Consider the following 14,389-nt stretch of genomic DNA (forward strand, 5'->3'; position numbering starts at 1 on the left):
GGGACGGTCGATAGAGGCGCTGCGGGTCCAAGTTACCCGACCGGTGCGACAATATCGTGCTTTTGCAGCTTAGCGGCAAGCATAAGCACCCGGCATTACTCATCTGTAATATCAGGGAAGAATGGAAATAACCCGGCTGGTCACTTTTCTTTGAACGAAGCTCGCAAAGGTCTACGGCGCCACCGGTCTATCGGGGAATATTCCGCAGGACCCCATAAATTTTAGGGGCGGAAATCTATCGGCGCATCGACCATCGCAGCCCAATCACTGCGGCTAGTCCCAATATCGGCCACACCGCCCAGAACGTCCCGCTCCAGGTGAGAAGATTGATGCCGATGATGCCGAGCGCCACGATCACCAGCGTGGCGATCCTGCGGTCGAAACGCGTCTGGTCACGATTCCACGCCAGCGCTGCGACGACGACGAAGGCGAGCAGCGGAAAGCGCGCCCAGAAAACGCCGTCCCATGTCAGGAGGTTGATGCCGATGAGCACCGCGGCGATAACCCCGAGCACGGCAAACAATCTTCGCCTCAGCGGCGCTGGCCGCGGTTCGGTCAAAACGGCAGCCGGCTGCGACGGTCGCGCGGCGGCCGGTCGTTCGGCGGGCGCAGGCTCGTCGCTTCCGTCGCCAATTCTCACCGCATAGCTCGGCACGCCCTCTTCGACGTTCTTCACCATCAGCGGCCCGAGAAACTCGAAGCCGACGGCCACCTTGTTGCGGACCTGATCGTAGACAGTGCTCGATATGACGATGCCGCCGGGGGTTGCAGAGGCTTGCAGCCGCGCGGCGATATTGACGCCGTCGCCGTAGATGTCTTCGCCCTCGACGATCACGTCGCCGAGATTGATGCCGATGCGGAAAAGCATACGCCCGTCGCTCGGGCGCCGGGCGTTGAAACCCGCGAGATCGTTCTGTGTATCGACGGCGGCGCGCACGGCCTCGACCACGCTCGGAAATTCCGCGATCAGCCCGTCGCCCCAGGTGTTGACGACGCGGCCGCCGTGGCTTTGGATCAGGTGCCCCATCGCCTCCCGGCAACGCTTCAGCGTCGCCAGCGTCCCCTCCTCGTCGGCGCCCATCAGCCGCGTATAGTCCTGCACATCAGCACAGAAGATCGTCGTCAGCTTGCGCCGCGTTTCACTCATGGTCCCTCGTCTCCACGCCTAGAGATCGCTGCAAGGCTGAAGCTGATTGAATGGGGTCGATATAGGCGATTGCAGCGGTGTTACGTTACTAAGCCTTTGTCTTCGTTGCCACCGATAATTGTTATCTCGAAGCGAGGCCATCGAGCAGGAAGTCGAGGCCTTTCCGGAAAGCGCCGTCCCAGTCATTATCCAGCAGCAGACGAGAGCGTTCGATTGCCGGGTAGTGTTCGTTGAGAGCGGTGAGGTTCTGCTGGGCGGCTGCCCTGTCCTCCTCCGAAAGATCGAAATTCGCCCGGGTGACGGTCGCCCCCATCACATAGTTCCAAAGCGACCATATCGCGACGTTCAAATCAGCATCGGCGACACCGGCGCCGGACAGGATCTTGGTCAGCCGTTCCAGGCGAGCGAGGATGTTCGGGCCGAGCGCCCGACGCGGCAACAGCGATGGCGACCAGGGATGGCGCAGCATGCTGGCGCGCCAGTCCTCAAGCATATGAACGACTTCCCCGCGCCAGTCTTTTGACACGGCTGTTTCCGGCGATCCGCGATATTCGAGCACCGAGTCGAGCGCCAGATCGAAGACCTTCTCCTTGTTGTCGACATGCCAATAGAGGCTCATCGCCCCCGAACCGAGACGATCGGCGAGACGGCGCATCGTCAATCCGTCGACTCCCTGGGCGTCCAGCAGTTCCACTGCGGTCGCCACGATCCGTTCCAGAGACAGAGCCGGTTCATTGCGGGGGGCCTGCACAGACTGCGCTGACGCGATTTTCCCTGGAGACCGTTTGCTTTGCGCGCCACTGCGTTTGGCTGCCATCCGTTTTCCCTGCTGATCACTGTGCCGATTTAAGCGGACAAGGTGGCGATTGTCGATCCTGAACGGTTGACTCGTACGATGTACGATGCAATTCAATCGTACATCGTACGAGTCAATTCTGTCCAGTGGGCGCGAATACGTTGCTCGCGCCCTCGGACCCAGGAGAAACCATGTTACGCGCAATCAAGCATCTGCTCATCGGAGGCCTCATCATCATGACAACAGGAATCCCCAACAGGACGACAGCGAGCGAGAACGATCTCAAGCTGACCATCGTCAATCCGCAGACCCTCTACGACCCGACGCCGAACGGCTACAGCACTGTGGTAATCGTGCCGCGCGAAGCCCGGTTGGCCTACATCTCCGGCCAGGGCGGCCAGGATGCGACCGGCGCCCTGTCGCCGGACTTCGCGGTCCAGGTGAAACAGGCCTACGCAAATCTACACACCGCCCTCGATGCACTTGGCGCAAGGCCGGATCAGGTCGCCAAGCTTACGGTCTTCGTGGTCGATCACGACATGTCCAAGCTCGAGGTGCTGACCCGGAACGTCAAGGAAATGTTCGGCGAGACGCTGCCGGCGCAGACGCTGATCCCCGTCCCGAAGCTTGCGATCGACCCCATGCTTTTCGAAGTCGAAGCCGTCGTCATGCTGGAATAGCACCGACCGCCAGCCGCGGCGATCATCGCTTCAAGGAGCCCCCGCCAGCCAGTCGTGAAAGGCGGCGACTTCGTGCCGCCGCAACGCCTTGGGGGCGGCCACGATGTAATAGGCCCATTTGACAGGCCATCGGATCTCCGGCAGCAGCTGCACCAGCCGGCCGCTCTCCAGCTCCTGCGCCACAAGCGCCTTCCGCACCAGGGCTACGCCTCTTGCCGCGACCGCCGCGTGAATGACGGCGGCGGTCGAATTGATCTTCAAGCCGCCACCGGCGGGCGCCCGGTTGGCGCCGGATCGGGCAAGCCATTCGACCCAGCTCGGAAACTCCCCGCCTGGATGTGGCGTACCGTCGTGGATCAGCGTCTGCTCCGCGATCCATCCTGCGGTTACGTCGCGATCGGCGGGCACGAGCCTGTTATGGCAGACGGCGATGATTTCCTCGCCCATCAGGAAGGTGGACCGTACGCCCTTCCAGGAGCCCAGACCGCATCGGATGCCGATATCAGCTTCGCCCTGGGCGAGATCGATGACCCGGTCCGAAACGTCGAGCCGCACATCGATGCCGGGATAGGCAGACGAAAAGTCATCGAGCCGGGACAAAAGCCAGTTGGCGACGAGCGCTTGCGACGCCGTCACCACCACGACCGAACGGGCCTTGCGGCCGCGCAGCTTCCGAAGGCCGGACTCAAGAAGGTCGAGCCCTTGGGCGATGTCTTCGAGAGCCTCCCGCGCCTCGTCGACCGGCGCCAGGCGCTCGGCGCCGGAACGGCTTCGCCGGAATAATGGATATCCGACCCAATCCTCCAGCGAGCGGACCAGCTGACCGACGGCGGGCCGGGTGACGTCGAGTTCGGTGGCCGCCCCGACGAAGCTGCCGTGTCGCGCGGACGCCTCCAGCGCCTGAAGCGAACGTAGTCTGGTGAGGTTTCTCATAGTGTTCACGACAAAGTTTTTCTTTCTATGCGATATGGCGTCTTTTCCTCGCGAACGCAAATCCTCGCGTTAGCATGGAGCTGCAAACAAGAGGATTTGACGCATGGTTCTGGAGGGAAAGACAGCATTGGTAACGGGCGGCTCGAGCGGCATCGGCCTCGCCGCCGCACGCATGCTGCGCGACAACGGCGCCCGCGTCGCGATCATCGGCAGATCCGAAGAAAAGCTTGCCCTTGCAGTGGCCGAGCTCGGCGGAGACACCCTTCCCATCCAGGCGGATGTCTCCTCGCTCGAAGAGCTGAGCCTGGCGAAGGCCAGGATAGAAGAGGCGTTCGGATCGCTGGATATCCTGTTCGCGAATGCAGGCCTTGCCCTCGGCACGCCGATTGCGACGACGGATGAAGCCACCTATCATAGGATCATGGACGTGAACGTGAAGGGCGTCTTCTTCACGGTGCAGGCGATACTGCCGCTGATGCGCGAGGGCGGCTCGATCGTCCTCAACACCTCCTGGCTGAACCAGGTCGGAACACCCGGCCGGGCGATCCTGTCCGCCTCGAAGGCGGCAGTCCGCTCCTTTGCCAGAACGATGTCGTCGGAACTGCTCGACAGGAAGATCCGCGTCAACGCCGTCAGTCCCGGCTCGATCGAGACGCCGATCCATCGCGGCCGGGATCAGAGCGAGGAAGAATTCCGCAGCTATGCGGATCGGGTTGGCGCGCAGGTACCGCTCGGCCGCATGGGCCGGCCGGAAGAGATCGCGTCCGCCGTGCTCTTCCTGGCAAGCGACGCTTCGAGCTATATGCTCGGCGCGGAGATTGTCGTTGACGGCGGCAGATCGGAGCTTTGACCATGCTATTGAACGAAGACCTCTCGAAGCGCACGCTCGTCCATGCCGCGGAGCTCGATTGGGTGCCGAGCCCGATGAAGGGCGTCGACCGGCGCATGCTTTTCCGGATCGGCGAGGAGAAGGCCCGCGCGACATCCATCGTCCGCTACGCCTCACAAAGCAGGTTCTCGCATCATGAACATCCCGGTGGAGAGGAGTTTCTCGTCCTCGACGGCGTCTTCCAGGACGAGAGCGGCAACTTTCCCGCCGGCACCTATGTTCGCAACCCACCCGGAAGCGGACATGCACCGCGGAGCGAGGGCGGATGCACGATCCTGGTCAAGCTCTGGCAGTTCAAGACGACTGACCGCGAGCGCATCGTCCGATTACCTGGTCAAGGCCGGCCATCCCAGGCTCGCGCCGGCGTCGCCTCCTCGAGAATACTTTTCGAAGGCTCGGACGAGCGCGTAACGCTGGAGGATTGGCATCCGGATGCCGAGGTCGAGATCGCCAATCCGAAAGGACTCGAACTGCTGGTGATCGAAGGCGGCTTCACCGAGACGGGCGATACGCTCGGCCACTGGAGCTGGCTTCGCCTGCCCGCCGGACAGCCGCTCCGCGCGACGGCCGGAGGGCAAGGCGCGCGCGTCTGGTACAAATCCGCGCCGCTCCTGCATCAGGACGTCTGCCTCTTCGACAATCCGGAACACCCTGGGGATAAGTGACATGGAGACTTGCAAAGTAGCCGTCCTCGGCGGCGGTCTCGCCGGGCTGTACACGGCGCAGGCGCTCCATGCTTCCGGCATCGATGTCATTCTGGTGGAAGCGCGCGAGCGGCTTGGCGGCCGCATCCTGACGGCCGATGAAACCGGCACGCCGGCAGGGGACGGCTTCGACCTCGGCCCTTCCTGGTACTGGCCGCTGATGCAGCCAGCCATGGCGACGCTCGTTAGCGAATTCGGGCTTGCCTCCTTCGGCCAGAACAGCGAGGGAGCCGTCATCTTCGAACGCATGTCACGCGAGAAGCCCCAGCGCTATCTACCGGCATCGACGGATCAGCAGTCGATGCGGCTTGCCGGCGGCACGGCGGCCGCAGTCCGTGCCCTGGCCGGCAAGCTCCCGGCTGAGCGCATCCGTCTCGGCTGGAAGGTGACGGCGATGGAGCTCGCCGAAGACGGGGCCCGGCTCACCGTCGATACGGGCGGCGACAGCGCGGAGGTCCTGCATGCCGGGCTCGTCGTCGCCGCCCTGCCGCCGCGGTTGCTGGAGACGACGATCGCATTTACGCCGCCGCAGGATCAGGCAACCGCAGCCCGCTGGCGCGACACCCCGACTTGGATGGCGCCGCATGCGAAATTCTTCGCCATCTACGACAGGCCCTTCTGGCGTAGGGATGGTCTCTCCGGAACGGCGCAGAGCATGGTGGGGCCGCTGGTCGAAATCCACGATGCGACGACCGCCTCGGGCAAGCCGGCCCTTTTCGGCTTCCTCGGCGTCGGCGCGGACCAGCGCGCCGCACTTGGGGAGGAGGTCCTGAAACAGGCATGCCTCGCACAGCTTGCGAAGCTTTTCGGCCCTGAGGCGCTTGAGCCGTGCGCGACGCTGCTGAAGGATTGGGCTGCCGATTCGCTGACATCGACCGCAGCGGACCGTGCTGGCGGCGGACATCCCATGCCGGGAAGTTCGCGCTGGGTATCCGGCCCGTGGGAATCCCGCCTTCTGCTGGCCGGAAGCGAAACAAGCGATTCCGAACCGGGATATCTCGCCGGCGCCGTCATCGCCGCCAAGCGGGCAGTCGCCGAGATCCGGTCCAGAATGGATAGAGAATGAACGTCATTCAGCAAGTTTCGCCGGCCCCGGAGATCGCCAAACGCAACTCATGGATTCTGACGGTCGCGCAGGCCTTCGGCGGCGCGAACGCGCCTGTCGTCGTGTCGCTCGGCGGCCTGGTCGGTCAGCAGCTCTCGCCCGATCCCGATTTCATCACCCTGCCGGTCAGCCTGCTCAACCTCGGGCTGGCGCTCGGAACCCTGCCGGCGGCCTACGTGATGCGCCGCTTCGGGCGGCGGGCGGGCTATCTGCTCGGTACGGTCATCGGCATGGTCTCCGGCATGATCGCCGCTGCGGGCATTGTTCTCGGAAGTTTCATCATCTTCTGTCTCGGCACCTGCCTTGCCGGCTTCTATTCTTCCTATGTCCAGAGCTACCGTTTCGCCGCGACCGACAATGCGAGCGGGGCAGAAAGCCAGAAGGCGATCGCCCGTGTCATGATCGGCGGCCTCGCGGCGGCGATCATCGGGCCGCAGCTCGTCATCTGGACGCGTGATGCGGTTCCCGGGACGCCCTTCGCGGGAAGCTTCGTAAGCCAGGCGGCGCTGGCCGCCCTGGCATTCCCGATCCTCTTTCTGCTTCGCAGATCTTCACCGCAGAAAGCCGTGGGCCGGAAAGGCGCCGCGGAGCGGCCGCTTTTCCAGATACTGACCTCGCCGCGTTATCTCCTGGCGATCGCCACCGGTGTCGTCTCCTACGGCCTGATGACCTTCGTGATGACCGCCTCGCCGATCGCCATGGTGGGGCACGGACATTCGATTGACCAGGCAGCTCTCGGCATCCAATGGCACATCCTTGCCATGTATGGGCCGAGCTTCGTGACCGGCCGGCTGATGGTGCACTTCGGCAAGGAACGGGTGGCGGCCGTCGGTCTGCTGCTGATCGGCGGCTCGGCAGCGGTTGCGCTTTCCGGCTTCGACATCGCCCATTTCTGGATTTCCCTGGTGCTGCTCGGCATTGGCTGGAACTTCGGCTTCATCGGCGCGACCGCAATGGTGGCCGACTGCCATACGCCGGCCGAGCGCGGCAAGGTTCAGGGGGCGAACGATTTCCTCGTCTTCGGAACGGTCGCCTGCGCCTCCTTCTCATCGGGATCGCTGCTGCACAGCTCCGGCTGGGAAACGATCAACTGGTTCGTGCTTCCGGCAGTCGCGCTCGTTCTGGTTCCTCTGGTCTGGCGCGCGGCCCGGCCGGCCTACGCCCCGTGACGGTTTCATGCGAGGGCAGCGCTGCCGCTGTCGAACATGGACCGGTCATCGAGAATGTTCGCCGTCAGCATCGCGCCTTCCAGGGTAGCGAGAACGTGCACCGCCGTGTCTTTGTCGAGCCCGCCTGCCGTCAGTTTTTCGATACCGAGCAGGAAGAACCTTTTCACTTCGATCCTGACGTCCTCCGCCAGATCGTGTGACGTCGCCGCCAGCGCACCGCAGAGACACATCCTGCCGTCGCGGTGAAAAGCCTTGCGGAAGACCTCCCGCCAAGCCCGGACGATGTCACCGCCCCCAGCCAGTTCATTGTCCACGGCTTCCAGGAACCGATCCGTGTAACGGCGGGCAACGGCAGCCGCCAGCTTTTCCTTGGTCGGAAAATGGTAATGGACGCTGGAGCTCTTCACGCCGATATCGGCCGCGACCTCGCGGAAGCTGAAGCCGCTATAGCCGGCCTGGCGAATCCTCTCTTCAGCCGCGTCCAGAATTGCATTTGCCGTATCGCTCATTCCTGCCCTTTCTCTATCTAGCGATAGATAGAGCTTGCGCATCCGGAAAGCAATCATTATGCATTCGTCATATATCTATCGATAGATAGACAAAAAGGAGACGAACATGCGATTTGAAGGTAAGGTAGTCACCATCACCGGCGGCGGTTCAGGCATCGGCAAGGAAGCGGCGGCGCGCTTCATTGCGGAGGGCGCGAAGGTCGTCATCAACGGACGCAATCTCGAAAAGCTCGAAGCCGCAGCAAGGGAAATCGACCCGAGCGGCAAGAATGTCGCCATTTCCGCAGGCGATGTCGCCAGGCCGGAAACCGGAGCCGCGCTTGTTGACCTCGCCATTTCCCGTTTCGGAAAGCTCGATGTCCTCGTCAACAATGCCGGTGTCTTCAATCCGAAGCCGTTCATCGAGCTGACGGAAGCCGATTACGACTGGTATCTGGACACGATCCTCAAGGGCAAGTTCTTCACTGCCCAAGCAGCGGCGAAGGCGATGAAGGACAAGGGTGGCGCGATCGTCCAGACAGGCTCCATGTGGGCAATCCAGGCAATCGGCGCGACCCCGTCGGCGGCCTATTCGGCCGCCAATGCCGGCGTCCATGCCATGGTCCGCAACATCGCAATCGAGCTTGCGCCCTACAAGATCCGCATCAATGCCGTTGCGCCGGCCGTCGTCGAAACTCCGGTCTACAACACCTTCCTGTCCGACACTCAGGTCAAGGAGATCCTTCCCACCTTCAACGCCTTCCATCCCCTCGGCCGCAACGGACAGCCGCGCGACGTCGCAGAAGCGATCCTGTTTCTCGCCTCCGAGCAGGCTTCGTGGATCACCGGCACGATCCTTCCCGTCGACGGCGGCGTGACCGCGGGCCGCCAATGAGGAGGACGGCATGATCAAGATGCAGGATTAGAATCCGTTCGAATCCTTGGCGGCCAGGTAAATTGGCCACGGGCAGGCGCAGAACGCCTTGTTCTGCGCTTGTCTTCCACCTGCCTATTCCTCAAAACGGCCTGCGGTCTCACGATCGCGGTCGTATCGTCTCGCAAGCGGAAATGGCGGTAGCCAGGATTCGCGACGAACCGTCCAGAGTTCGTAGGTCGGGATCAGCTGATCGGTGGCATCCAAAGATCCTAAATTCACTTCGATTTCATCCGCAGTGCGCGAGAAAACCGACGATCCGCAGCGGGGACAGAAAAATCGTCCGGCATAGTCCCGCGTTTCGCCCTCGATGGTCACAGCATCCTGAGGAAAGATCGCCGAAGCATGAAAAAGCGCCCCATGATGCTTGCGGCAGTCGAGACAATGGCAAATTCCGACCCGGTACGGGCGCCCCGACGCCACGATCCGGACATCGCCGCACAGACAGCCTCCCGTGAAACGCTCCATCCGCGCCTCCTCCGAAATTAGACGGACAGAATGTCTATGGCCGGTGCGGGCCGCCGAAATTTCATGCGATCACTGAACGATCTTGCGCGGGCTTGCGGTATGCTCCCTCGCCACGACGTTCGAACCGTCGAGTTCCTGAAGCAGGACGTCGTAACCCCAGAGATCGGCGAGATGCTGCAGCACGAGCTTCATGTCGGTTTCCTGGAGGTAGCAGCCGTTCACCACAATGTGCTGCAGGAGCAGGCGCCGGTCGCCGGCGAGATCGACGTCGACGATGTCGATTGCCGGATCGGTCCAGCCGATATCGTATTCGCGGGAAAGCTGGCGGCGGATGCGGAGATAGCCGCGCTCGTTATGGATCGCCGAAACCAGAATGCCTTCGGTCTGATCCGGATCGTCGTAGAGATGGAATAGCCTGAGCTGCCGGATCAGGTTGGGGCTCAGGAACTGGCTGATGAAACTCTCGTCCCGGTAATTGGCCCAGATGTCCCGCAGGACGCCCATCGCATCACCGCGTCCCGCGATGTCGGGAAACCACGCGCGGTCCTCTTCCGTCGGCGCGGTCACGATCCTCTCGATGTCCTGCATCATCGCAAAACCGAGCGCATAAGGGTTGAAGCCCGAAAAGCGCCGGTCGTCGTAGTTCGGCTGGAACACGACATTGGCATGAGATTTCAGGAATTCGAGGAAGTTGCCGTCGCTGATTTGCCCGCGCTGGTGAAGCCGGTTCATGATCTGGTAGTGAACATAGGTGGCCGTTCCCTCGTTCATCACCTTGGTCTGCCGCTGCGGATGGAAATATTGCGCGACATGGCGGACGATGCGAAGGATTTCGCGCTGCCACGGCTGCAGCCGGGGCGCGGATTTCTCCAGGAAATAAAGGATGTTGTCCTGCGGGAGACCAAGCGCGGCGCGGCGCTTTTCGAGCCCGATGTCGCCCGCCTTCTTGGCCTTGCCGACCGGAACCGTGCGCCACAGGTCGTTGAACATCTGCTCCTCGTGGGCGCGGCGCTCCTGCAGGCGCTTTTCCTCCTGGCGAAGGTCGAGGGTGTTCTTGCCGGCATAGCGATGCACCCCGTGCGACATCAGCGCATGTGCCGCATCGAGCGTGCGTTCGACGGCCACCTCGCCGTAACGTTCCTCGCAGCGGGAAATATAGCCCTTGGCGAAATCGAGGTAATCGAGGATGCCCTGCGCATCGGTCCAGAGCTTGAAGAGATAGTTGTTCTTGAAGAAGTGGTTATGGCCGAAGGCCGCGTGCGCGATGACGAGCGTCTGCATCGTCGCCGTATTCTCCTCCATCAGGTAGGAGATGCAGGGCGAACTGTTGATGACGATCTCGTAGGCAAGGTCGCGCATGCCGCGCCGGTAGAAGGCTTCATGATGGGCGAAGTGCTTGCCGAAGGACCAGTGGCGGTAGAAGAGCGGCATGCCGGTCGAGGAATACGCATCCAGCATCTGCTCCGACGTGATGACCTCGATCTGGTTCGGATAGACGTCGAGGCCGAGTTCGTTGAGCGCGATCTCCTCGCAGGCGTCGTGGATGCGCTGCAGTGTCGAAAAATCCCAGTCGGCGCCCTTGAACAGAAGTAGCTCTTTCGCCCTCAGCGTGGTTGTCACGGCGTCACCCTCGACTGTGCGTCACGTTTCTGGAAGAGATCGTGGAAGACCGGGAATATCTCGCTTCGCCGGCAGACCTTGCGCATCGAAAGCGGCTGCAGTTCCGAGCGGATCCCCTCATAGAGCATCCAGAGGGGCGACCGGGATATCGAGGAGTCGCCGCCCTCTTCGCCGACTTCGATATAGGCGAAATACTGGCAGAGCGGCAAAATCTCCTGCAGGAGATGGCCGGTCAGGTTTCCGTCCGAATGGGCGTTGTCGCCGTCCGAGGCCTGGGCGCCGTAGATGTTCCACTCCGCCGGATCGAACCGTGCTGCGATAATCCCGCGCATTGCCGCAAGGGCGCTCGAGACCAGTGTGCCGCCCGTCGCCGGACCGTAGAAGAAGGTTTCCTCGTCCACCTCCTCGGCCCTGTCGGTGTGGCGGATGAAGACGATCTCCACCTTCTTGTAGCGCTTCGACAGGAAGAGGTAGAGCAGCAGGTAGAAACGCTTCGCAAGGTCTTTCATGTGTTCCGACATGGAACCCGAGACGTCCATGAGGCAGAACATCACCGCCTTTGCCACGGGCTTCGGCTCGTTTTCGAAGCGGCGATACCTGATGTCGAGCGGATCGATATAGGGAATGCGCCGGCTTTTTGCCTCGAGCGACTTGAGCTTCGCCTCAAGCGACAGGCGGGTCTCTTCGTCCTCGCACTCCTCGATCTGCCGCTGCAGGGCTTCGATCTCCTCGGGACGCGGACGGCCGAGCGCGACGCGCCGCATCATGGCAAGCCGCGTCGTGCGGCCGATGGCGATGTTGGACGGCGACCCGGAGACGGAATAGCCGGCGCGGAAGGGCGTTTCCTCCTCGGTTTCGGCCAGCCGCCGCTTGGCAAGGTCGGGCAGTTCCAGATCGTCCAGGAACACGTCGAGGAATTCTTCGCGCGTCAGCACGAAACGGAAGCCGTCCTCGCCGTCGCCCTCGCCCGCATCCTTGGGTTTTCCGCCTTTGCCCCCAGGCGGGCGCGGCAGGATATCGCCTTCGACGAAGGCCCTGTTGCCGGGCAGGATATGATCGCTGATGCCGCCGTCGCCTCTTCTCAAGCTCGGTTCGGCCATTCCATCGATCGGCAGGCTGATTTCCCCGCCGTCGAGCACATCTCGAATATTTCGGTTTTGCAGAGAACGTTTGACCGCCTGCTGCACGGCGCCCTTCATGCGTCGAAGGAACCGCTGCCGATTTTCCAGACTTTTACCGCGCGGATTTAGCCGCCGGTCGACAATGTGCATAATGGCTCCGCATTAACTTGCCTGTTTGACGCGCATGTACCATTCCACAAGGCGTCGAACCTGCCTCTCGGTGTAACCCCGCGCGGCCATGCGCGAGACGAATTCGCTGTGCTTCTTTTCCGTTTCGGAATCCTTCTTCGATCCGAAGGAAATGACCGGCAAAAGATCCTCGACCTGCGAGAACATTCGCTTTTCGATGACCTCCCGGATTTTCTCGTAGCTTGTCCATGACGGATTCTTTCCGCCGTTGGCTGCCCGCGATCTCAAGCAGAACTTGACGATCTCGTTGCGGAAATCCTTCGGATTGGCGATCCCCGCCGGCTTTTCGATCTTCGTCAGTTCCTGGTTGAGGAGCTCGCGGTCGAGAAGCTGGCCGGTATCGGGATCCTTGAAGTCCACGTCTTCGATCCAGGCATCGGCATAATCCACGTAGCGGTCGAACAGGTTCTGTCCGTAGTCCGCGTAGGATTCAAGATAAGCCTTCTGGATTTCATTGCCAATGAACTCTGCGTAACGAGGCGCAAGATCGGCCTTGATGAACTCAAGATAGCGCTTCTCGACATCGTCGGAAAACTGCTCGCGGCGGATCGATTGCTCCAGCACATACATGAGATGAACTGGATCGGCGCCGATGTCTGTCGTGTCGTGATTGAAGGTGGAGGCGAGCACCTTGAAGGCGAAACGGGTCGATATGCCGTCCATGCCCTCGTCGATACCGGCCGCATCCCGATATTCCTGGACGCTGCGGGCGCGCGGATCGGTCTCCTTCAGACTTTCGCCGTCATAGGTGCGCATCTTGGAGAAGAAGGTCGAATTCTCGTGTTTGCGCAGGCGCGAAAGCACGGAGAAGCGGGCAAGCATTTCGAGCGTCGCCGGCGCGCATGGCGCGTCCGTGAGTTCCGATCCCTCGATCAGTTTTTCGTAGATTTTCTGCTCTTCCGTCACGCGCAGGCAGTAAGGCACCTTGATCACGCAGATACGGTCGATGAAGGCCTCGTTGTTCTTGTTGGCTTTGAAGGTCTGCCATTCCGCTTCGTTAGAGTGCGCGAGCACGATGCCGGAGAAGGGTATCGCGCCGATATTCTCGGTGCCGATATAATTGCCTTCCTGCGTCGAGGTCAGCAGCGGATGGAGCATCTTGATCGGCGCCTTGAACATCTCGACGAATTCGAGAATGCCCTGGTTGGCGCGGTTCAGCCCTCCCGAATAGCTGTAGGCATCGGGGTCGTTCTGCGAATAGGTCTCCAGCTTGCGGATATCGACCTTGCCGACCAGCGACGAGATATCCTGGTTGTTCTCATCACCGGGCTCGGTCTTGGCGATGGCGATCTGGCGCAGCCGCGACGGCTGTATCCTGACGACGCGGAAGCGGGAAATATCGCCGCCGAAATCGTCGAGCCGCTTCAGGCACCACGGGCTCATCAGCCCGCTCAGACGCCGGGTGGGAATGCCGTATTGTTCCTGAAGGATCGGCCCCATCGTTTCCGGATCGAAGAGATTGAGCGGGCTTTCGAAAACCGGGCTGAGGTCGTCACCGGCTTTCAGCACATAGATGGGATGGACCTCCATCAGCAGCTTCAGCCGCTCCGCCAGCGACGATTTGCCGCCACCGACCGGGCCGAGGAGATAGAGGATCTGCTTGCGTTCCTCGAGACCCTGCGCGGCGTGGCGGAAAAAGGAAACGATGCGCTCTATCGTCTCTTCCATGCCGTGGAAGCCGGCAAAGGCCGGATAGATCCGGATGGTCCGGTTCATGAAGATCCGGCCGAGACGCGCGTCCCTTGAAGTATCGACCATTTGCGGCTCGCCGATCGCGGCGAGCAGGCGCTCGGTCGCATTGGCATAGGCAAGCGGTTCCTTTTTGCAAAGATCGAGATATTCCGACACCGACATGTCGGTCTCGCGGCGCGCTTCATAACTGCGGGTGAACGCATCGAATACGGATTCGCTTAGCATGGGCCCTCCATCAAGGTTATGCCACAGGCTTCAGGTGTCCCTATAACCATCGAGATGGCCACGGCGTTCCTGAGAATCAATAGTTTCGTAAGTTATTCCACGCTCACCGGCCGTTTCTAGCAATGCACGAAATTGTGCATCCACCGGTTCTTTATTTACTCTACGAAACTGTTGATCAGTATAGTTGAGAAAGACGGCATTGCGATATCAGCACATTTCGCGACGTGAC

General features: G+C 61.5%; 14 protein-coding genes. 6 read left to right on the top strand and 8 right to left on the bottom strand.

The genetic code is table 11. The annotated features are described in order from the left end of the window. Positions 1 to 235 precede the first annotated feature (235 nt). On the bottom strand, positions 236 to 1,147 hold the full coding sequence (locus tag NE852_RS14765) for an adenylate/guanylate cyclase domain-containing protein (RefSeq protein WP_258155771.1): 912 nt from the start codon (positions 1,145 to 1,147) through the stop codon (positions 236 to 238). A 121-nt stretch (positions 1,148 to 1,268) separates the two neighbouring features. Continuing rightward, positions 1,269 to 1,964, bottom strand: coding sequence for a TetR/AcrR family transcriptional regulator (locus NE852_RS14770; RefSeq protein WP_037173206.1), 696 nt, complete (start codon positions 1,962 to 1,964; stop codon positions 1,269 to 1,271). A 170-nt stretch (positions 1,965 to 2,134) separates the two neighbouring features. On the opposite strand from NE852_RS14770, the gene NE852_RS14775 reads away from it, so the two are divergent. Further along, positions 2,135 to 2,623 (top strand): RidA family protein, encoded by a 489-nt coding sequence (locus NE852_RS14775; protein ID WP_008531221.1) that lies wholly within the window; start codon positions 2,135 to 2,137, stop codon positions 2,621 to 2,623. 30 nt (positions 2,624 to 2,653) lie between these two features. Here the strand turns inward: NE852_RS14775 and NE852_RS14780 are convergent, their stop codons facing one another. Then, positions 2,654 to 3,556 (bottom strand): LysR substrate-binding domain-containing protein, encoded by a 903-nt coding sequence (locus NE852_RS14780; RefSeq protein ID WP_008531220.1) that lies wholly within the window; start codon positions 3,554 to 3,556, stop codon positions 2,654 to 2,656. Positions 3,557 to 3,659: 103 nt separating this feature from the next. Here NE852_RS14780 and NE852_RS14785 point away from each other — a divergent pair, with 103 nt between their 5' ends. Genes NE852_RS14785 through NE852_RS14800 form a run of 4 tightly spaced genes read left to right on the top strand, consistent with a single transcriptional unit; the run spans position 3,660 to position 7,423 of the window. After that, positions 3,660 to 4,406 (top strand): SDR family oxidoreductase, encoded by a 747-nt coding sequence (locus tag NE852_RS14785; protein ID WP_008531219.1) that lies wholly within the window; start codon positions 3,660 to 3,662, stop codon positions 4,404 to 4,406. A 2-nt stretch (positions 4,407 to 4,408) separates the two neighbouring features. Further along, the gene (locus NE852_RS14790) at positions 4,409 to 5,110 is read left to right on the top strand and encodes a cupin domain-containing protein (RefSeq protein WP_008531217.1); all 702 of its coding nucleotides are present in this window, start codon (positions 4,409 to 4,411) and stop codon (positions 5,108 to 5,110) included. Between the two features lies 1 nt (position 5,111). Beyond that, positions 5,112 to 6,215: an FAD-dependent oxidoreductase gene (locus NE852_RS14795; RefSeq protein ID WP_258155772.1), complete on the top strand. Its 1,104-nt coding sequence runs from the start codon at positions 5,112 to 5,114 to the stop codon at positions 6,213 to 6,215. After that, positions 6,212 to 7,423, top strand: coding sequence for an MFS transporter (locus NE852_RS14800; protein WP_008531212.1), 1,212 nt, complete (start codon positions 6,212 to 6,214; stop codon positions 7,421 to 7,423). Before NE852_RS14795 ends, NE852_RS14800 begins: the two co-directional genes overlap by 4 nt. Before the next feature lie 5 nt (positions 7,424 to 7,428). Here the strand turns inward: NE852_RS14800 and NE852_RS14805 are convergent, their stop codons facing one another. Continuing rightward, positions 7,429 to 7,932: a TetR/AcrR family transcriptional regulator gene (locus NE852_RS14805; RefSeq protein ID WP_008531211.1), complete on the bottom strand. Its 504-nt coding sequence runs from the start codon at positions 7,930 to 7,932 to the stop codon at positions 7,429 to 7,431. Between the two features lie 106 nt (positions 7,933 to 8,038). Between NE852_RS14805 and NE852_RS14810 the strand changes: the two genes are divergently transcribed. After that, positions 8,039 to 8,806 (top strand): SDR family NAD(P)-dependent oxidoreductase, encoded by a 768-nt coding sequence (locus tag NE852_RS14810; RefSeq protein WP_008531210.1) that lies wholly within the window; start codon positions 8,039 to 8,041, stop codon positions 8,804 to 8,806. A 114-nt stretch (positions 8,807 to 8,920) separates the two neighbouring features. Here NE852_RS14810 and NE852_RS14815 read toward each other — a convergent pair whose 3' ends face one another. From NE852_RS14815 to NE852_RS14830, 4 genes are all read right to left on the bottom strand, one after another. Then, positions 8,921 to 9,313, bottom strand: a complete 393-nt coding sequence (locus NE852_RS14815; protein ID WP_008531209.1) for a GFA family protein — start codon at positions 9,311 to 9,313, stop codon at positions 8,921 to 8,923. A gap of 69 nt (positions 9,314 to 9,382) precedes the next feature. Continuing rightward, positions 9,383 to 10,933, bottom strand: coding sequence for a SpoVR family protein (locus NE852_RS14820; RefSeq protein WP_008531208.1), 1,551 nt, complete (start codon positions 10,931 to 10,933; stop codon positions 9,383 to 9,385). Further along, positions 10,930 to 12,204 carry a YeaH/YhbH family protein gene (locus NE852_RS14825; protein WP_258155773.1) on the bottom strand — a complete coding sequence of 425 codons (1,275 nt, stop codon included), beginning with the start codon at positions 12,202 to 12,204 and terminating at the stop codon, positions 10,930 to 10,932. Before NE852_RS14825 ends, NE852_RS14820 begins: the two co-directional genes overlap by 4 nt. Positions 12,205 to 12,216: 12 nt before the next feature. After that, positions 12,217 to 14,160 carry a PrkA family serine protein kinase gene (locus NE852_RS14830; protein ID WP_258155774.1) on the bottom strand — a complete coding sequence of 648 codons (1,944 nt, stop codon included), beginning with the start codon at positions 14,158 to 14,160 and terminating at the stop codon, positions 12,217 to 12,219. Positions 14,161 to 14,389: the final 229 nt, after the last annotated feature.

The sequence above is a fragment of the Rhizobium sp. Pop5 genome (genome assembly GCF_024721175.1).
Lineage (GTDB): Bacteria > Pseudomonadota > Alphaproteobacteria > Rhizobiales > Rhizobiaceae > Rhizobium.